The following is a 17,710-nucleotide window of genomic DNA, read 5'->3' as shown; positions in this document are numbered from 1 at the left end:
ACCCGTGTCCGAAATCAGCCGGCGAGTATACGCTCGATCGCCGGGCGGTTCAGCCCCTTCAGGCCGATGACGACGAGGCGCGAACGGCGGTCGTCCGTGGCGGTCCAGGCGCGGTCATAGTAGTGGTTGACGCGCGGCCCGACCGCCTGCAGCAAGAGCCGCATCGGCTTGCCGCCGACCTCGACGAATCCCTTCACGCGCAGCACGTTCTCTTCCTCGGCGACGGTGGCGACGCGTTTTGCCAGTTCGTCCGGATTGGCGATCGAGGCAATGTCGACGATGAAGGTGTCGAAGTCGTCATGCTCATGGTCGAAGGCGCCGTCATGATGGGACTTGCGGTTCTCGATGTCGTCCTCGACGGCCAGACCGAGCCCGAGCAGCACGGAGGGATCGACCTTGCCATGCGACGTCGGCACGATCTTCACCGCGCGGGCGGAGTGTTCGTTGATGATGGCGTTGGCGCGGGCGGTGCCGGCGGCGTCCATCAGGTCGCTTTTCGACAGGATGATCAGGTCGGCGCAGGCGATCTGGTCCTCGAACACCTCTTCGACCGGATCGTCGTGATCGAGCGTTTCGTCCTCAGCGCGCTGCGCCTGCAGGGCGTCCATGTCGTTGGCGACGCGGCCTTCGGCCAATGCCGGCCCGTCGACCACGGCAATGACGCCATCGACGGTGACCCGGCTTTTCACGCTCGGCCACTGGAAAGCCTGGACCAGCGGCTTGGGCAGCGCCAGGCCCGAGGTCTCGATCAGAATGTGGTCGACCCTCGGCGTCAGCGCGAGGATCTGGTCGAGCGCCGGGACGAAATCGTCGGCCACGGTGCAGCAGATGCAGCCATTGGCCAGTTCGACAATGTTTTCCTCCGGGCATGTGTCGATGCCGCAGCCCTTCAGTATCTCGCCATCGATGCCGATGTCGCCGAATTCGTTGACGATGATGGCAATACGCTTGCCGCCGGCGTTTTCCAGGAGATGGCGGACCAGCGTCGTCTTGCCGGCGCCGAGGAAGCCGGTGACGACGGTGCAGGGAACACGGGAGAGGTTCGCAGACGAATCTGGAGCGGTCATGGTCAGTCCTTCAGCAGGTCGAGGGGAGGGATGCGGGCAACGAGGCCACGCTTCAGGCTATCGGGACGGCCGCGCCACGGAATCAGGCCGTCCTTCGAGGTGGCGAAGAGTTTGGCTCCGGTGACGAGGTCGGCGCCGCTGGTCGCGGTCAGGTCGCCGAAGACATAGCTCCAGCAACCGTCGCGCAGGATGGCGGCACTCAGGCGCCGCTTGCAATTGCCAAGGCATTCGACGCTGCGGATGCGAATGTTGTCGCCAGAGGCGGCGCGGCGCGTGTCGTCCGCCAGCGATTCGCCGGCGCGGGGATGAGCGTCGGAGCCGGTTTCGTCGCGGCAGGAGGCGCAGACGATGACGGTGACGCCGGCCAAGGCATCGTCATGGCCGGACGAAACATCCGCTGTGCCAGCCGAAAAACTGCTGTCGTGGTCCAAAAATCGGGCTCCTTGCCCGGAAACCCGCCGGGCGATCGGATTCTACAGTCGCAGACGGCAGGTCTCCTGGCTCGCGGGTCATCGCCTTGGTAGCCGCCTTCCCGGGACCATTCCCAGTGGCTTTCGGCCTTGGCTCTTCGCTTACAGTTGCGGGGACAGCCGCGGATTTGGGATTTTGCCCCGCACCGCATTCCCTCTTAGCCCTTGCCGTTGCGGGCAAGGGACCATCTGGAACCGGATTTAGGCTTTTGCGGGCGGCGGTGTCAACGCGAGCTTACGACACGGCGATGTCGGCCAGCGCCGGGCCCAAATCGCCGGCGGGCGTCACTTCGATGCGCTCGAGGCCCAGCCAACCCTGCATCTGCTTCAATTCCTCGAAGAGCTGAGCAGCGGTTTCAGGCGGCGCGCCGGGCTCGGCATAGGCTGCGTGGACCCGCAGCACACTTGCCGGACGATCGGCCTTGAGGTCGACGCGCGCGACGATCCTGTCGCCGAGCAGGAACGGCAGGACATAATAGCCGTATTGCCGCTTGTCGGCCGGCGTGTAGATCTCGATGCGGTAGTGGAAGTCGAACAGCCGCTCCGTGCGCGAACGCTCGAAGACGACGGGATCGAACGGCGCCAGCAGGGCGCGGGCCTCGATCTTTCGGGGCAGACGGGCGTCTTTATGAAGATAGGCTGGCTTGTCCCAACCTTCGACACGCACCGGCAGCAGCTCGCCTGTTTCGACCAGTTCCTCCAGCCGGCCCTTCATGTCGGCCGGCGACAGGCGGAAGTAGTCGCGCAGGTCGCCTGACGTCGCTATGCCATGGGCGCGGGCGGAAATGCGCAGCAATTCGCGGTGCGCGTCCTCGGCCGCCGGCACCGGTAGGTCGAGGATCGCCTGCGGCAGCACGCGTTCGGGCAGATCATAGAACCGCTCGAAACCGCGGCGGTGCGCCGTGGTGATGCGGCCGGCCCAGAACAGCCATTCGAAGGCATGCTTGGCATGGCTCCAGCCCCACCAGCCGCCCGAGCCTTTCTGGCCTTCGAGCGCGGAAGCGGCAATCGGGCCGCGATCGGCGACCTGGCGGTAGATCTCTTCGATATAGGCGGCGTGCTCGCGGCCCCATTTGGCAAGCCCCAGATACATTTCATCGCCGCGCTCGGCGCGCTGCATGCGCCAGCGCATCAGCGGATATGTCTCGACCGGCAGGAAGGAGGCCTCGTGCGCCCAGTATTCGAACACCGTGCGCTTGCGCGTCACGGCCGCGTTGTCGAGCAGCGAGAGCGGGTAGGGGCCAAGGCGTGAATAGAGCGGCATATAATGAGCGCGCACCACCGCGCTGACGGAATCGATCTGCAACAGGCCGGTGCGGGAGAGCGTGCGGGCAAGATGCCGGCGGTCGGGCGTACCGGCCGGACGGGGATCGAGGAACCCCTGGGCGGCAAGCGCGATGCGCCGGGCCATGGGGAGCGAGATCTTTTCCTTCATGCAGGCATCACTTTGAAGTGTTTTGGCCGAGGGTCGGATGGGTGATTCCAGCCCATGCTAGCAGGGTTTTGGCGGGAACCATGTCAGGAGAGAAAAGTGGAGTAAAAAACGAAGGAAATCAAACAGGAGCGGATCGGACCAGTTTCCCCGGATATGCCGTCCAGGTCAGTGTTTTGAACAAGGTTTGACTTGCTTCGCTGGAAGTGCTGCGCTAACCCTCGCCGCGTTGCAGCATAGGCCCTTAAAACGGTTCAGCGGTTAAACTGTCACGCTTCCGCATTAGGGTCCGGTGCTGTAATCAAAGTGGATTGGCGCCAACGGAAAGCCGAGCATGAACGCACTTCTAAGCTCATACCTGCCCATCGTCCTGTTCATAGGCGTGGCGCTGGTTGTCGGCCTGGCGCTGCTGGCCGCGCCCTTCCTGGTGGCTTACCGCAATCCCGATCCTGAAAAGCTTTCCGCCTACGAGTGCGGTTTCAACTCGTTCGACGACGCCCGCATGAAGTTCGACATCCGTTTCTACCTGGTGTCGATCCTGTTCATCATCTTCGACCTGGAAGTGGCCTTCCTGTTTCCGTGGGCGGTGTCGTTCTCGAAGATCGGCATGCTCGGTTTCTGGTCGATGATGGTGTTTCTGGCGGTGCTGACCATCGGCTTTGCCTATGAATGGAAAAAAGGAGCGCTGGAATGGGATTGAACGACAGTTCAGGCACCCTCGTCGCGCCGAAGCCCAAAGGTATCATCGATCCCAACACCGGCAGGCCGGTGGGGGAGGACGATCCGTTCTTCCTCGAGATCAACAATGAGCTGGCCGACAAGGGCTTTCTCGTCACCTCGACCGAGGCGCTTATCACCTGGGCGCGCAGCGGCTCGCTGATGTTCATGACTTTCGGTCTCGCCTGCTGCGCGGTCGAGATGATCCACACCTCGATGCCGCGCTATGACTCGGAGCGGTTTGGCGTCGCGCCGCGCGCGTCTCCACGCCAGTCCGACATCATGATCGTCGCCGGCACGCTGACCAACAAGATGGCGCCAGCGCTGCGCAAGGTCTACGACCAGATGCCGGAGCCGCGCTACGTCATCTCGATGGGTTCCTGCGCCAATGGCGGCGGCTACTATCACTATTCCTATTCGGTGGTGCGCGGCTGCGACCGCATCGTGCCGGTCGACATCTATGTGCCCGGCTGTCCGCCGAGCGCCGAAGCGCTGCTTTACGGCATTCTTCTCCTGCAGAAGAAGATCCGCCGCACCGGCACGATCGAACGGTAAATCCATGACCGCATCCCTGAGCGAACTGTCGACCTATCTCGGCGAGAAGCTGATCGGCCGCGTGAACGAAGCTGATGTCGCCTATGGCGAGCTTACCGTTCATGTCGAGCCGCGCGACCTGGTCGAGGTGATGACCTTCCTGCGCGACGATGCGCGCTGCCAATTCATCTCGATCATCGACGTCTGCGGCGCCGACTATCCGTCGCGGGCCAAGCGTTTCGACGTCGTCTATCACCTCCTGTCGCCGAAGCAGAACGTGCGCATTCGCGTCAAGGTGCAGGCCGACGAGGAAACCATGGTGCCGTCGATCACTGGTGTGTTCCCAGGCGCCGACTGGTTCGAGCGTGAGACCTACGATCTCTATGGCGTGCTGTTCTCGGGCCATCCCGATCTTCGCCGCCTGCTGACCGACTACGGTTTCGAAGGCCATCCTCTGCGCAAGGATTTCCCGCTGACCGGCTTTGTCGAGGTGCGTTACGACGACGAAGCCAAGCGCGTCATCTATGAGCCGGTCGAGCTCAAGCAGGAATTCCGCAATTTCGATTTTCTCTCGCCATGGGAAGGGACGGACTACGTCCTGCCCGGCGACGAAAAAGCCAAGACGAATTGAGGCGCCAGAATGGCTGAAACCTCCGTCCGCAACTTCAACATCAATTTCGGCCCGCAACACCCTGCGGCGCACGGCGTTTTGCGCCTCGTTCTGGAGCTGGACGGCGAAGTCGTCGATCGCGTCGATCCGCATATCGGGCTCTTGCATCGCGGCACCGAAAAGCTGATCGAAGCCAAAACCTATTTGCAGGCGATCCCTTACCTCGACCGGCTCGACTATTGCGCGCCGATGAATCAGGAGCACGCTTTCGCGCTCGCCGCCGAGCGCCTGCTGGGCATCGAAGTGCCGAAGCGCGGCCAGCTGATCCGCGTGCTTTACTGCGAAATCGGCCGCATCATGTCGCACATCCTCAATGTGACGACGCAGGCGATGGATGTCGGCGCGCTGACGCCGCCGCTGTGGGGCTTCGTCGAGCGCGAAAAGCTGATGGTGTTCTATGAGCGCGCCTCCGGTTCGCGCATGCATGCCGCCTATTTCCGCCCCGGTGGTGTCCATCAGGACCTGCCGCAGAAGCTTGTCGAGGATATCGGCAAGTGGATCGACCCGTTCCTGAAGTCGATCGACGACCTCGATCAACTGCTGACCGGCAATCGCATCTTCAAGCAACGCAATGTCGACATCGGCACCGTTTCGCTGGCCGACGCGTGGGCCTGGGGTTTTTCAGGCGTCATGGTGCGCGGCTCGGGTGCAGCCTGGGATTTGCGCAAATCGCAACCCTATGAATGCTATTCGGAAATGGATTTCGACATTCCGATCGGCAAGAACGGCGACTGCTTCGACCGTTATCTGGTGCGCATGGAAGAGATGCGCCAGTCGGCGAAGATCATGCGCCAGTGCGTCGACCTTCTGCTCGGCAAGGAGCTCACCGGCCCGGTGTCGAACCTCGACGGCAAGGTGGTGCCGCCGAAGCGCCAGGCGATGAAGCGCTCGATGGAAGCGCTGATCCATCACTTCAAGCTCTACACCGAGGGTTATCGCGTGCCGGCCGGCGAGGTCTATGCGGCGGTCGAAGCGCCGAAGGGTGAGTTCGGCGTCTATCTGGTCTCCGACGGCTCTAACAAGCCCTATCGCTGCAAGCTGCGCGCGCCCGGCTTCGCGCATCTGCAAGCGATGGATTTCCTCTGCCGCGGCCACATGCTGGCCGACGTCACCGCCGTTCTCGGCTCCCTCGACATCGTGTTTGGTGAGGTCGATCGCTAAATGTCAGTCCGCCGTCTCGCAGAAGCCAGCGTCCAGCCAGCATCCTTCGCCTTCAACCGGGCGAATGCCGCGGCTGCGAAGCAATGGATCAAGAAATACCCGAAGGGTCGGGAGCAGTCGGCGATCATCCCGCTTCTAATGATCGCACAGGAGCAGGAAGGCTGGGTGACGAAGGCGGCGATCGAGACGATCTCCGACATGCTCGGCATGCCCCGTATCCGCGGCCTAGAGGTCGCGACCTTCTATACGCAGTACCAGTTGAACCCGGTCGGCACGCGTGCGCATATCCAGGTCTGCGGCACCACGCCCTGCATGCTGCGCGGCTCGGAAGCGCTGATGGATGTGTGCCGGTCAAAGATCCATCACGACCAGTTCCACACCAACGACAAGGGCACGCTGTCGTGGGAAGAGGTCGAATGCCTTGGCGCTTGCGTCAACGCGCCGATGGTCATGATCTTTAAAGATACTTTCGAAGACCTCACCCCGGAACGGCTGGCCGAAATCATCGATCTCTACGGCGCCGGCAAGGGTGCTGAGGTCAAGCCCGGACCGCAGGACGGTCGCACCGGCTCGGAGCCGGCCTCCGGCCTCACGAGCCTGAAGAGCGAAAAGGCGATCCTCAAGTCGACCCGCGACAGGGAAGCCAGGGAGGCGGCCAAGGCCGCCAAAGCGGCGCCCGACGCGATCATCGCTGCGCCCGTTCCGGCACCGGCCGCTGCCCCTGTCGCACCGTCCAATGCCAGCAAGCCGAAGACCGATGCTCCCGAAACCAGCCCGGCCCTGAAGACACCGTCAAAGGCCAAGGTTGCGCCGGCTGCGGAAAAGGCGGCGAGCGTTTCGGCGCCGCTGCATTCGGCCGCCAATGCCAACAAGGCAGCGCCTGAGGTCGAGCAGGTTTCCAAGCAGCGCAATGGTCCGAAGACCAAGGCCGAGCCGGCAGCCGCTTTCAAGGCGCCGGAAACCAAGGCGCCAGCCGCGAAAGCCGCCAAGCCATCGCTGGAAGACAAGAACCGTCCGGCCGGCATCGACAAACCGGCACTGGTCGACGACCTCAAGCTGATCTCCGGCGTCGGGCCGAAGATCGAGGGCATCCTGCATACGCTCGGCATCTACACCTTCGCGCAGGTTGCGTCGTGGAAGAAGGCCGAGCGCGAGTGGGTGGACGGCTATCTCTCCTTCCATGGCCGCATCGATCGCGACGACTGGGTCAAGCAGGCCAAGGCGCTCGCCAAGGGTGGCGTCGCCGAATACATCCGCGTCTTCGGCAAGAAGCCGGTCTGAGGGACGAAAAATGCTTCAGGACAAAGACCGCATCTTCACCAACATCTACGGCCTCTTCGATAAGTCGTTGGCCGGTGCGATGGCGCGCGGCGCCTGGGACAACACGCCCGGCATCGTCGCCAAGGGGCGTGAGTGGATCGTCAACGAGATGAAGGCGTCGGGCCTGCGCGGCCGTGGCGGCGCCGGCTTCCCGACGGGGCTCAAATGGTCGTTCATGCCCAAGCAGAGCGACGGCCGGCCGAGCTATCTCGTCATCAATGCCGACGAATCCGAGCCCGGCACCTGCAAGGACCGCGACATTCTGCGCAATGACCCGCACACTTTGGTCGAGGGTGCGCTGCTTGCCGGTTTCGCTATGGGCGCGATTGCCGCCTACATCTATGTGCGCGGCGAGTTCGTCCGTGAGCGCGAGGCGCTGCAGCGCGCCATCGACGAGGCCTATGAGGCCAAGCTGATCGGCAAGAACAACACCTCCGGCTATGATTTCGACATCTACATGCACCACGGCGCCGGCGCCTATATCTGCGGCGAGGAGACAGCACTCCTCGAAAGCCTCGAAGGCAAGAAGGGCCAGCCCAGGCTGAAGCCGCCATTCCCGGCCAATGTCGGCCTCTATGGCTGCCCGACCACCGTCAACAACGTCGAATCGATCGCGGTTGCGCCGACCATCCTGCGCCGCGGTGCAGCCTGGTTCTCGTCCTTCGGCCGGCCCAACAATGTCGGCACCAAGCTGTTTTGCATCTCCGGCCACGTCAACAATCCGTGCACGGTCGAAGAGGCGATGTCGATCCCGTTCCGCGAGCTGATCGAGACGCATTGCGGCGGCATTCGCGGCGGCTGGGACAATCTGTTGGCGGTCATTCCGGGCGGCGCTTCGGTGCCGCTTGTGCCGGCCGAGCAGATCATCGACGCACCGATGGATTTCGACGCGCTGCGCGACCTCAAATCCGGCCTTGGCACGGCGGCTGTCATCGTCATGGACAAGTCGACCGATATCGTGAAGGCGATCGCGCGGCTTTCCTATTTCTACAAGCATGAGAGCTGCGGCCAGTGCACGCCGTGCCGCGAAGGCACCGGCTGGATGTGGCGGGTGATGGAGCGGCTGGTGCGCGGCGAGGCGCAGAAGCGCGAGATCGACATGCTGCTCGACGTCACCAAACAGGTCGAAGGCCACACGATCTGCGCGCTGGGCGACGCGGCGGCTTGGCCGATCCAGGGCCTGATGCGGCATTTCCGCGGCGAGGTGGAGCGGCGCATCGACGAGTTTTCGCGCAATGCGCACCGAGCCGAGCCGGTGATGGTGGCGGCGGAATAGAAGAATTTCTGAATGCGGGCGAAAACCCGAAGCGAAATACGGGCAAGTGCCCGATTTGAAATACGGGCAAGGGCCCGATTTGAGACAACCGGGGCGGGCGAACGAAAAAACGACCAGGAGAACTCTATGGCGCCGTATTCGACACCCAACCCGCTGATGCCCAATTTGGACCAGATCGAGAAGATGAACCAGGACTTGACCAGGATGATGCCGAAGGAGATGGCCAGCGCCGTCAACCTTCTCGTGCATCCTGTGGCGGGTGCGGCGGCGATGTCGGCGCTTGGCCTTGGGCTCGCCAACCACGCTTTCGGCGTCTGGCTGGGCGCGCTTTCGGGAGCGGCCGAAGCTTCGCAACGGCTGTTGCAGCCGATCGTCGATGATTTCGAGGCGCGCGTCGCGCAGTTCGACGACCCGAATTCTTCCTCCACCAAGGCGCGGGCGACGGCGAAAACCATGATTGCCGAGGCGCAGTCCTTCGCCCAGGAAGTCACCGATATTGCCGCCAAGGAAGCCGCTACTGCCGTGCCGGCCGCAAATGCCGTTCCGGCAACCGGCGACTCCGGCCATGTGCTGATGCCCGAGGATTTCAGGCAGCCAGAGGCTATGGAAAAGCCCGCCGAGCCGGCGGATCTCAAGGCGATATCGGGCATCGGGCCCAAGCTTGAAAAAGTTCTCAACGGCCTGGGCATCTGGACGTATGGCCAGATCGCGGCATGGACGCCGCAAGAGGTTGCCTGGGTCGAGGATTATCTGTCGCTCACCGGCCGCATCGGTCGCGACGATTGGACAGCCCAAGCGGCGGCGCTCGCCGTCAAGAAGTGAATGAAATGCCGGGTCCGGTTTCGACCGTGCCTGGAACAAGAGATTGCGGGAACTCCGCAGGGGTTTGAGGCGAATGGCAAAGCTCAAGGTCGACGGGAAAGAGATCACTGTACCCGACCACTACACGCTGCTGCAGGCGGCGGAAGACGCTGGCGCGGAAGTGCCGCGCTTCTGCTTCCATGAGCGGCTGTCGATCGCCGGCAATTGCCGCATGTGCCTGATCGAGGTGAAGGGCGGGCCGCCCAAGCCGCAGGCTTCCTGCGCCATGAACGTGCGCGACCTGCGTCCGGGGCCGAATGGCGAGGCGCCGGAAATCTTCACCAACACGCCGATGGTCAAGAAGGCCAGGGAAGGCGTGATGGAGTTCCTGCTGATCAACCATCCGCTGGATTGCCCTATCTGCGACCAGGGCGGTGAATGTGACCTGCAGGACCAGGCGATGGCCTTCGGCGTCGATTCCTCGCGCTATCATGAGAACAAGCGCGCGGTCGAAGACAAATATATCGGACCGCTGGTCAAGACGGTGATGAACCGCTGCATCCATTGCACGCGCTGCGTCCGCTTCACCACGGAAGTCGCCGGCATTTCCGAGCTTGGCCTGATCGGCCGTGGCGAGGATGCCGAGATCACCACCTATCTCGAACAGGCGATGACCTCGGAGCTGCAGGGCAATGTCATCGACCTTTGCCCGGTCGGCGCGCTGACCTCAAAACCCTTCGCCTTCCAGGCGCGGCCGTGGGAGCTGACCAAGACCGAATCCATCGACGTGATGGATGCGGTCGGCTCGGCGATCCGCGTCGACAGCCGAGGGCGCGAAGTGATGCGCATCCTGCCGCGCGTCAACGAAGCGGTGAACGAGGAGTGGATTTCCGACAAGACCCGCTTCATCTGGGACGGCCTGCGCACGCAGCGCCTCGACCGCCCCTATGTGCGCAAGGACGGCAAGCTGGTTCCCGCCAGCTGGGCCGAAGCCTTTGCCGCGATCAAGGACGCGGTTTCGAAGGCGGCACCCGAAAAGATCGGCGCCATTGCCGGTGACTTGGCCGCCGTTGAAGAAATCTATGCGCTCAAGCTGCTGATGGCCTCGCTCGGCTCGAAGAATACCGACTGCCGCCAGGATGGCGCCGCACTCGATCCGGCGCTCGGCCGGGCGAGCTACATCTTCAATCCGACCATCGAAGGCATCGAGCAGGCCGACGCGGTGCTGATCATCGGCGCCAACCCGCGCTATGAAGCCTCGGTGCTCAACGCCCGCATCCGCAAGCGCTGGCGGATCGGCAATCTGCCGGTCGGCGTTATCGGCGATGTCGGTGACACGCGCTACGACTACGAACAGCTGGGCGCCGGACCGGATTCGCTGAAGGATCTGGCCGACGGCAATGGCACGTTCTTCCAAGTGCTGAAGAAGGCGACGCATCCGCTGATCATCGTCGGCCAGGGCGCTTTGGCGCGCGCCGATGGCGCGGCCGTGCTCGGCCAGGCGGCCAAGCTCGCCACCGCTGTCAACGCTGCTCGCGCGGACTGGAACGGCTTTGCCGTGCTGCACAATGCGGCCGGACGTGTCGGCGGTCTCGATCTCGGCTTCGTGCCGGGCGAGGGTGGCAAGAGCGTTGCCGGCATGCTGGGCGAAATGGAGCTGCTGTTCCTGCTCGGTGCCGACGAGATCGACATGGCCAAGACCGGCGGCGCCTTCGTGGTCTATATCGGCACGCATGGCGACCAGGGCGCGCACCGCGCCAACGTCATCCTGCCGGCGGCTGCCTACACCGAAAAATCGGCCACCTATGTCAACACGGAAGGCCGTGTGCAGCAGACCAACCGCGCCGGCTTCGCGCCGGGCGATGCGCGCGAGGACTGGGCGATTTTGCGGGCCCTGTCGGATGTGATGGACAAGAAACTGCCGTTCGATTCGCTGCCGCAGCTGCGCGCCAAGCTTTACGGCGAATACCCGCATCTGGCCCGCATCGATCAGGTCGCGGCCGGCAATGCCGAGGACATCGCCAAGGTGGCGAAGCTCGGCGGACGGCTGAACAAGGGAACGTTCACCTCGCCCGTCACGGATTTCTACCTGACCAACCCGATCGCGCGGGCATCGGCCGTGATGGCGGAATGCTCGGCACTGGCCAAGAGCGGCTTCAAGCAGGCGGCGGAATAAGCATGGACACTTTCTTCTCCTTCTACGTGCTGCCGGCGCTGCTGATCCTCTTGAAGTCAGTCGTGCTGATCGTCGTTCTGCTGATCTTCGTCGCTTACATCCTCTACGCCGACCGCAAGATCTGGGCGGCGGTGCAGCTGCGCCGTGGTCCGAACGTCGTTGGCCCCTGGGGCACGTTGCAGGCTTTCGCCGATCTGTTGAAATTCGTCTTCAAGGAACCGATCATTCCGTCGGGCGCCAACAAGGGCGTCTTCCTGCTGGCGCCGCTGGTGTCGGCGGTGCTGGCGATCTCCGCCTGGGCGGTCATCCCGGTGAGCCAGGGCTGGGCGATCGCCAACGTCAATGTCGGCATCCTCTATGTCTTCGCCATCTCCTCGCTCGAGGTCTATGGCGTGATCATGGGCGGCTGGGCGTCGAACTCGAAATATCCGTTCCTCGGTGCGCTGCGTTCAGCGGCTCAGATGGTGTCCTACGAAGTCTCGATCGGCTTCGTCATCGTCACCGTGCTGCTAACCGCCGGCTCGCTCAACCTCAGCGATATCGTGCTGTCGCAGCATGACGGAATTGGTACGCGGCTTGGCTTGCCCAATACGTTCCTCGACTGGAACTGGCTGGCGCTGTTTCCGATGTTCATCATCTTCTTCATCTCGGCCTTGGCCGAGACGAACCGGCCGCCCTTCGATCTGGTGGAAGCCGAATCGGAACTGGTCGCCGGCCACATGGTCGAATACTCGTCGACGCCGTTCCTGCTGTTCTTCCTCGGCGAGTATGTCGCCATCGTGCTGATGTGCGCGCTGGCCACCATCCTGTTCCTCGGTGGTTGGCTGCCGCCCTTCGACTTCGCGCCGTTCACCTGGGTGCCGGGCGTCATCTGGTTCGTGCTGAAGGTCTGCTTCGTGTTCTTCGGCATCTCCATGGTGAAGGCTTTCGTGCCGCGCTACCGTTACGACCAGCTGATGCGGCTCGGCTGGAAGGTGTTCCTGCCGATCTCGCTGTTCATGGTGGTCGCCACCGCTGCCTTCCTCAAGATCACGGGGTTTGCGTGATGTCCGCTCTTTCCCAAGCCGCAAAATCGCTGCTGCTGCAGGATTTCGTCAGCGCCTTCTTCCTGTCGATGCGCCAGTTCTTCGCGCCGAAGGAGACGATCAACTATCCGCACGAGAAGGGGCCGACCAGCCCGCGCTTCCGGGGCGAGCACGCTTTGCGCCGCTATCCCAATGGCGAGGAACGCTGCATCGCCTGCAAATTGTGCGAGGCGATCTGCCCGGCGCAGGCCATCACCATCGAGGCCGGCCCGCGCCGCAATGACGGCACGCGCCGTACGGTGCGTTACGACATCGACATGGTGAAGTGCATCTATTGCGGCTTCTGCCAGGAGGCCTGCCCGGTCGACGCCATCGTCGAGGGGCCGAATTTCGAATTCGCGACGGAGACGCGCGAGGAACTCTACTACGACAAGGACAAGCTGTTGGCGAATGGCGACCGGTGGGAGCGCGAACTGGCGCGCAACATCTCGCTGGACTCGCCGTACCGCTGATATTTGACGCATGGACGGGGCGAGGGGCCTCGTCTAAGGAAACACGCAACTTGCCGACCGGAGGCGGTCGCAAAAATCGAACAGGACGAACGTCCTGTTTCGGACAGGAACCCGGGGGAACCCCATGTTGAGTGGACTAGAGGCGGCCTTTTTCTACCTCTTCGCCTTTGTCGCGGTGGCGTCGGCGTTCATGGTCATTTCGTCGCGCAACCCTGTGCATTCGGTGCTGTTCCTGATCCTGACCTTCTTCAACGCCGCCGGCCTGTTCATGCTGACCGGGGCCGAGTTCCTGGCGATGATCCTGCTCGTCGTCTATGTCGGCGCGGTGATGGTGCTTTTCCTGTTCGTCGTCATGATGCTCGATGTCGATTTCGCCGAGATGAAGGAAGGCGCCCTGCAATATGCACCGATCGGCGCGCTGGTCGGTCTGATCCTGGCGGCGGAGCTGATCGTCGTGCTCGGCGGCTACACATTCGCGCCGCAACTCGCCTCGACGGTTTCGAAACCCATCCCGGATCTCGCGACGCGGACCAATACGGCCGCACTCGGCGACATCCTCTATACGGACTACCTCTACTACTTCCAGATTTCGGGCCTCGTGCTGCTGGTCGCCATGATCGGCGCCATCGTGCTGACGCTGCGCCATAAACCAGGCGTCAAGCGGCAGTCGATCGCAGCCCAGGTCGGCCGCACATCGGCGACCGGAATGGAAATCCGCAAGGTCAAGACAGGCGAGGGGCTCTGAGATGGTTGTCGGCATCGCGCATTATCTGACCGTATCGGCGATCCTGTTCACGCTCGGCGTGTTCGGCATCTTCCTCAACCGCAAGAACGTCATCGTCATCCTGATGTCGGTCGAGCTGATCCTGCTGGCGGTCAACATCAACTTCGTCGCCTTTTCGGCAGCACTCGGCGATCTGGTCGGCCAGGTGTTCGCGCTGTTCGTGCTGACGGTCGCGGCGGCTGAAGCCGCCATCGGACTTGCCATTCTCGTCGTCTTCTTCCGCAACCGCGGCTCGATCGCGGTCGAAGACGTGAACATGATGAAGGGTTGACGGAACCACCATGTATCAGGCCATCGTCTTCCTTCCCCTGCTCGGCTTCCTGATCGTCGGCCTGTTCGGCACGTCGCTCGGCGCCAAGGCGTCCGAATACATCACCTCCGGTTTCCTGGTGATCGCGGCGGTGTTGTCGTGGGTCGCTTTCTTCACCGTCGGCTTCGGCCATGGTGAGGTGTTCACCGTGCCGGTGATGCGCTGGATCCAGTCAGGCGGACTGGAAGCATCCTGGGCGCTGCGGATCGACACGTTGACGGTGGTGATGCTGGTGGTGGTCAACACCGTGTCGGCGCTGGTTCACATCTATTCGATCGGCTACATGCACCACGATCCGAACCGGCCGCGCTTCTTCGCCTATCTGTCGCTGTTCACCTTCGCCATGCTGATGCTGGTGACGGCCGACAATCTTGTGCAGATGTTCTTCGGCTGGGAAGGGGTCGGCCTCGCCTCCTACCTGCTGATCGGCTTCTGGTACAAGAAGCCGTCGGCCAATGCCGCGGCAATAAAGGCCTTCGTTGTCAACCGCGTTGGCGACTTCGGTTTCGCGCTCGGCATCTTCGGCCTGTTCGTGCTGTTCGGCTCGGTCAATCTCGGCACCATCTTCGCCAATGCGGCAACGTTCATTCCGGCCGAAGGTGCGCCACAGGGCGCCGCCGTGCTGACCTTCCTTGGGCATGCGCTGGACAAGCAGTCGGCCATGACGATCGTCTGCCTGCTGCTGTTCATGGGCGCCATGGGCAAGTCGGCGCAGGTGCCGCTGCACACCTGGCTGCCGGACGCCATGGAAGGCCCGACGCCGGTTTCCGCACTGATCCATGCCGCCACCATGGTAACGGCCGGTGTGTTCATGCTGGCGCGGCTGTCGCCGCTGTTCGAGCTGTCGCATTCGGCGCTGACGGTCGTGACCTTCATCGGCGCCTTCACCGCCTTCTTCGCGGCCACGGTCGGTCTCGTGCAGAACGACATCAAGCGCGTCATCGCTTATTCGACCTGCTCGCAGCTCGGCTACATGTTCGTGGCGCTCGGCGTCGGCGCCTATGGCGCGGCGATCTTCCACCTGTTCACGCATGCCTTCTTCAAGGCCCTGCTGTTCCTCGGCTCTGGCTCGGTCATCCATGCCGTCTCCGACGAGCAGGACATGCGCAAGATGGGCGGACTGCGCAAGCTGATCCCGACCACCTACTGGATGATGGTCATCGGCACGCTGGCGTTGACCGGCGTCGGCATCCCGGTGACGGTCATCGGCACCGCCGGCTTCTTCTCCAAGGACGCCATCATCGAAAGCGCCTTTGCCGGCCACAATTCGGTTGCCGGCCTCGCCTTCATATTGCTCGTCATCGCGGCCTGCTTCACCTCCTTCTACTCATGGCGGCTGATCTTCATGACCTTCCACGGCAAGCCGCGGGCGAGCCACGAGGTCATGCACCACGTCCATGAATCGCCTCCGGTGATGCTGGTGCCGCTGTTCATCCTGGCCGCCGGCGCACTGTTTGCCGGCATTATCTTCCACGGCGCCTTCATCGGCGAGGGCTATGCCGAGTTCTGGAAGGCATCGCTGTTCGCGCTGCCGGACAACCACATCCTGCACGAGATCCACGAACTGCCGCTGTGGGTCGAGCTGTCGCCCTTCATCGCCATGCTGATCGGCTTCGCGCTGGCCTGGAAGTTCTACATCCGCTCGCCGGAAATGCCGGTCAATCTGGCAGCGCATCATCGTGGGCTCTACGCCTTTCTGCTCAACAAGTGGTATTTCGACGAGCTCTACGATTTCCTGTTCGTGCGGCCCGCCAAGCGCCTCGGCCATTTCCTGTGGAAGACCGGCGACGGCACAATCATTGACGGCCTCGGCCCGGATGGCATTTCGGCGCGCGTCGTCGATGTCACCAACCGCGTCGTCAAGCTGCAGACCGGCTACCTCTACCATTATGCCTTCGCCATGCTGATCGGCGTTGCCGCACTCGTCACCTGGATGATGCTCTGATGACCGCTTGGCCAATCCTCTCGCTGGTCACCTTCCTGCCGCTGGTTGGTGTGCTGCTTATCCTGTTCATCAATGATGACAGCGAAAATGCACGCCGCAACATCCGCGCCATTGCGCTGTTGACGACGACGTTCACGTTCATCATCTCGCTGTTCATCTGGACTGGCTTCGACAATTCGCAGGCCGGCTTCCAGTTCGTCGAGAAGGTGGCCTGGCTCGACTCCGGCATCTCCTACCATATGGGCGTCGACGGCATCTCCATGCTGTTCGTCATCCTGACGACCTTCCTGATGCCGCTCTGCATCCTGGCGTCGTGGGAATCGATCGAGAAGCGCGTCAAGGCCTACATGATCGCCTTCCTGCTGCTCGAAACGCTGATGATCGGCGTGTTCTGCGCACTCGATATCGTGCTGTTCTACGTCTTCTTCGAAGCCGGCCTGATCCCGATGTTCATCATCATCGGCGTCTGGGGCGGCAAGCGGCGCGTCTACGCCTCGTTCAAGTTCTTCCTCTACACGCTGGCCGGCTCGGTGCTGATGCTGCTCGCCATCATGGCGATGTTCTACCAGTCCGGCACGACCGACATCCCGACGCTTCTGACGCACAACTTCCCGGCCAACATGCAGACCTGGCTATGGCTTGCCTTCTTCGCGTCCTTCGCGGTGAAGATGCCGATGTGGCCGGTGCACACCTGGTTGCCCGACGCGCACGTTGAAGCGCCGACGGCAGGTTCGGTGATCCTGGCCGCCATCCTGCTAAAGATGGGCGGGTACGGCTTCCTGCGTTTCTCCTTGCCGATGTTCCCGCTGGCGTCCGAAATGTTCGCGCCGCTGATCTTCGCGCTCTCGGTCGTCGCCATCATCTACACCTCGCTGGTGGCGCTGATGCAGGAGGACATGAAGAAGCTGATCGCCTATTCGTCGGTGGCCCATATGGGCTTCGTCACCATGGGCATCTTCGCCATGAACCAGGAAGGCGTGCAGGGCGCGATCTTCCAGATGCTCAGCCACGGCCTCGTCTCCGGCGCGCTGTTCCTGTGCGTCGGCGTCATCTACGACCGCATGCACACACGCGAAATCGCGGCCTATGGCGGCTTGGTCAACAACATGCCGAAATACGCCACCGTGTTCATGATCTTCACCATGGCTAATGTCGGCCTGCCCGGCACCAGCGGCTTCGTCGGCGAGTTCCTGACCATGCTCGGCGTGTTCCGGGTCAACACCTGGGTGGCGTTCTTCGCCGCCACCGGCGTCATCCTGTCGGCTGCCTACGCGCTCTGGCTCTATCGCCGGGTGATCTTCGGCGCGCTGACCAAGGACAGCCTGAAGGGCCTGCTCGACCTGTCGCCGCGCGAGAAGCTGATCATCTACCCGCTGGTCGTGCTGGTCATCTTCTTCGGCGTCTATCCCGCACCCGTCTTCGACGCGACGGCCGAATCGGTCAAGTCGCTCGTCACCAATGTCACTGCATCCATCGGCGCCGCGCAGACCGCGGCGGCGAATTAACCCAA

Annotated in this window: 17 protein-coding genes and 1 riboswitch; of the genes, 14 read left to right on the top strand and 3 right to left on the bottom strand. The window is 62.8% G+C overall.

The window, feature by feature from the left end; translation table 11 throughout:
• Positions 1–14: 14 nt before the first annotated feature.
• The 3 genes from cobW to EJ076_RS23775 form a co-directional block, all read right to left on the bottom strand.
• A complete protein-coding gene (gene cobW, locus EJ076_RS23785) occupies positions 15–1,067 on the bottom strand; it encodes a cobalamin biosynthesis protein CobW (protein ID WP_126069462.1) in 1,053 nt (350 codons plus the stop codon).
• 2 nt (positions 1,068–1,069) lie between these two features.
• Positions 1,070–1,498, bottom strand: a complete 429-nt coding sequence (locus EJ076_RS23780) for a DUF1636 family protein (protein ID WP_126069461.1) — start codon at positions 1,496–1,498, stop codon at positions 1,070–1,072.
• 38 nt (positions 1,499–1,536) lie between these two features.
• Positions 1,537–1,742, bottom strand: a riboswitch (cobalamin riboswitch).
• A gap of 30 nt (positions 1,743–1,772) precedes the next feature.
• On the bottom strand, positions 1,773–2,972 hold the full coding sequence (locus tag EJ076_RS23775) for a winged helix-turn-helix domain-containing protein (protein ID WP_126069460.1): 1,200 nt from the start codon (positions 2,970–2,972) through the stop codon (positions 1,773–1,775).
• A gap of 331 nt (positions 2,973–3,303) precedes the next feature.
• Here EJ076_RS23775 and EJ076_RS23770 point away from each other — a divergent pair, with 331 nt between their 5' ends.
• From EJ076_RS23770 to EJ076_RS23705, 14 genes are all read left to right on the top strand, one after another.
• Positions 3,304–3,669: an NADH-quinone oxidoreductase subunit A gene (locus tag EJ076_RS23770; RefSeq protein WP_010910112.1), complete on the top strand. Its 366-nt coding sequence runs from the start codon at positions 3,304–3,306 to the stop codon at positions 3,667–3,669.
• Entirely contained in the window at positions 3,660–4,241 is a 582-nt protein-coding gene (locus EJ076_RS23765; protein ID WP_013531090.1) for an NADH-quinone oxidoreductase subunit B, read from the top strand. The genes EJ076_RS23770 and EJ076_RS23765 overlap by 10 nt, the downstream gene beginning before the upstream one ends.
• A 4-nt stretch (positions 4,242–4,245) precedes the next feature.
• Complete coding sequence (locus tag EJ076_RS23760; protein ID WP_126069459.1) at positions 4,246–4,851, top strand: NADH-quinone oxidoreductase subunit C; 606 nt, start codon at positions 4,246–4,248, stop codon at positions 4,849–4,851.
• Positions 4,852–4,860: 9 nt separating this feature from the next.
• On the top strand, positions 4,861–6,051 hold the full coding sequence (locus EJ076_RS23755; protein ID WP_126069458.1) for an NADH-quinone oxidoreductase subunit D: 1,191 nt from the start codon (positions 4,861–4,863) through the stop codon (positions 6,049–6,051).
• Positions 6,052–7,332 carry an NADH-quinone oxidoreductase subunit E gene (locus tag EJ076_RS23750; RefSeq protein ID WP_126069457.1) on the top strand — a complete coding sequence of 427 codons (1,281 nt, stop codon included), beginning with the start codon at positions 6,052–6,054 and terminating at the stop codon, positions 7,330–7,332. It begins immediately after the preceding gene.
• Between the two features lie 10 nt (positions 7,333–7,342).
• Positions 7,343–8,647: an NADH-quinone oxidoreductase subunit NuoF gene (nuoF, locus tag EJ076_RS23745; protein WP_109667979.1), complete on the top strand. Its 1,305-nt coding sequence runs from the start codon at positions 7,343–7,345 to the stop codon at positions 8,645–8,647.
• A gap of 126 nt (positions 8,648–8,773) precedes the next feature.
• Positions 8,774–9,469, top strand: a complete 696-nt coding sequence (locus EJ076_RS23740) for an NADH-ubiquinone dehydrogenase (protein WP_126069456.1) — start codon at positions 8,774–8,776, stop codon at positions 9,467–9,469.
• Positions 9,470–9,542: 73 nt separating this feature from the next.
• On the top strand, positions 9,543–11,624 hold the full coding sequence (nuoG, locus tag EJ076_RS23735) for an NADH-quinone oxidoreductase subunit NuoG (RefSeq protein WP_126069455.1): 2,082 nt from the start codon (positions 9,543–9,545) through the stop codon (positions 11,622–11,624).
• Positions 11,625–11,626: 2 nt separating this feature from the next.
• Complete coding sequence (gene nuoH, locus EJ076_RS23730) at positions 11,627–12,670, top strand: NADH-quinone oxidoreductase subunit NuoH (protein WP_126069454.1); 1,044 nt, start codon at positions 11,627–11,629, stop codon at positions 12,668–12,670.
• Complete coding sequence (nuoI, locus tag EJ076_RS23725) at positions 12,670–13,161, top strand: NADH-quinone oxidoreductase subunit NuoI (protein WP_023812382.1); 492 nt, start codon at positions 12,670–12,672, stop codon at positions 13,159–13,161. The genes nuoH and nuoI overlap by 1 nt, the downstream gene beginning before the upstream one ends.
• Before the next feature lie 124 nt (positions 13,162–13,285).
• Positions 13,286–13,906, top strand: coding sequence for an NADH-quinone oxidoreductase subunit J (locus EJ076_RS23720; RefSeq protein ID WP_109667971.1), 621 nt, complete (start codon positions 13,286–13,288; stop codon positions 13,904–13,906).
• A gap of 1 nt (position 13,907) precedes the next feature.
• On the top strand, positions 13,908–14,216 hold the full coding sequence (gene nuoK / locus EJ076_RS23715; protein WP_019858930.1) for an NADH-quinone oxidoreductase subunit NuoK: 309 nt from the start codon (positions 13,908–13,910) through the stop codon (positions 14,214–14,216).
• A 10-nt stretch (positions 14,217–14,226) separates the two neighbouring features.
• Positions 14,227–16,200 carry an NADH-quinone oxidoreductase subunit L gene (gene nuoL, locus EJ076_RS23710; protein ID WP_126069453.1) on the top strand — a complete coding sequence of 658 codons (1,974 nt, stop codon included), beginning with the start codon at positions 14,227–14,229 and terminating at the stop codon, positions 16,198–16,200.
• A complete protein-coding gene (locus EJ076_RS23705; RefSeq protein ID WP_126069452.1) occupies positions 16,200–17,705 on the top strand; it encodes an NADH-quinone oxidoreductase subunit M in 1,506 nt (501 codons plus the stop codon). Before nuoL ends, EJ076_RS23705 begins: the two co-directional genes overlap by 1 nt.
• Positions 17,706–17,710 lie beyond the last annotated feature (5 nt).

Origin of the sequence: Mesorhizobium sp. M7D.F.Ca.US.005.01.1.1 (assembly GCF_003952545.1) — a bacterium.
GTDB classification, from domain to species: Bacteria; Pseudomonadota; Alphaproteobacteria; order Rhizobiales; family Rhizobiaceae; genus Mesorhizobium; species Mesorhizobium loti.
The sequence above is the reverse complement of the archived record's forward strand: the minus strand, read 5'-3'. Positions and strand labels throughout refer to the sequence as shown.

Coding starts and splice junctions, on each gene's coding strand:
- cobW (WP_126069462.1), bottom strand. CDS start 1,067: ATGACCGCTCCAGATTCGTCTGCGAACCTCTCCCGTGTTCCCTGCACC.
- nuoI (WP_023812382.1), top strand. CDS start 12,670: ATGTCCGCTCTTTCCCAAGCCGCAAAATCGCTGCTGCTGCAGGATTTC.
- nuoG (WP_126069455.1), top strand. CDS start 9,543: ATGGCAAAGCTCAAGGTCGACGGGAAAGAGATCACTGTACCCGACCAC.
- nuoK (WP_019858930.1), top strand. CDS start 13,908: ATGGTTGTCGGCATCGCGCATTATCTGACCGTATCGGCGATCCTGTTC.
- EJ076_RS23770 (WP_010910112.1), top strand. CDS start 3,304: ATGAACGCACTTCTAAGCTCATACCTGCCCATCGTCCTGTTCATAGGC.
- EJ076_RS23760 (WP_126069459.1), top strand. CDS start 4,246: ATGACCGCATCCCTGAGCGAACTGTCGACCTATCTCGGCGAGAAGCTG.
- EJ076_RS23765 (WP_013531090.1), top strand. CDS start 3,660: ATGGGATTGAACGACAGTTCAGGCACCCTCGTCGCGCCGAAGCCCAAA.
- EJ076_RS23720 (WP_109667971.1), top strand. CDS start 13,286: ATGTTGAGTGGACTAGAGGCGGCCTTTTTCTACCTCTTCGCCTTTGTC.
- EJ076_RS23775 (WP_126069460.1), bottom strand. CDS start 2,972: ATGAAGGAAAAGATCTCGCTCCCCATGGCCCGGCGCATCGCGCTTGCC.
- EJ076_RS23750 (WP_126069457.1), top strand. CDS start 6,052: ATGTCAGTCCGCCGTCTCGCAGAAGCCAGCGTCCAGCCAGCATCCTTC.
- EJ076_RS23755 (WP_126069458.1), top strand. CDS start 4,861: ATGGCTGAAACCTCCGTCCGCAACTTCAACATCAATTTCGGCCCGCAA.
- EJ076_RS23740 (WP_126069456.1), top strand. CDS start 8,774: ATGGCGCCGTATTCGACACCCAACCCGCTGATGCCCAATTTGGACCAG.
- EJ076_RS23705 (WP_126069452.1), top strand. CDS start 16,200: ATGACCGCTTGGCCAATCCTCTCGCTGGTCACCTTCCTGCCGCTGGTT.
- nuoH (WP_126069454.1), top strand. CDS start 11,627: ATGGACACTTTCTTCTCCTTCTACGTGCTGCCGGCGCTGCTGATCCTC.
- nuoF (WP_109667979.1), top strand. CDS start 7,343: ATGCTTCAGGACAAAGACCGCATCTTCACCAACATCTACGGCCTCTTC.
- nuoL (WP_126069453.1), top strand. CDS start 14,227: ATGTATCAGGCCATCGTCTTCCTTCCCCTGCTCGGCTTCCTGATCGTC.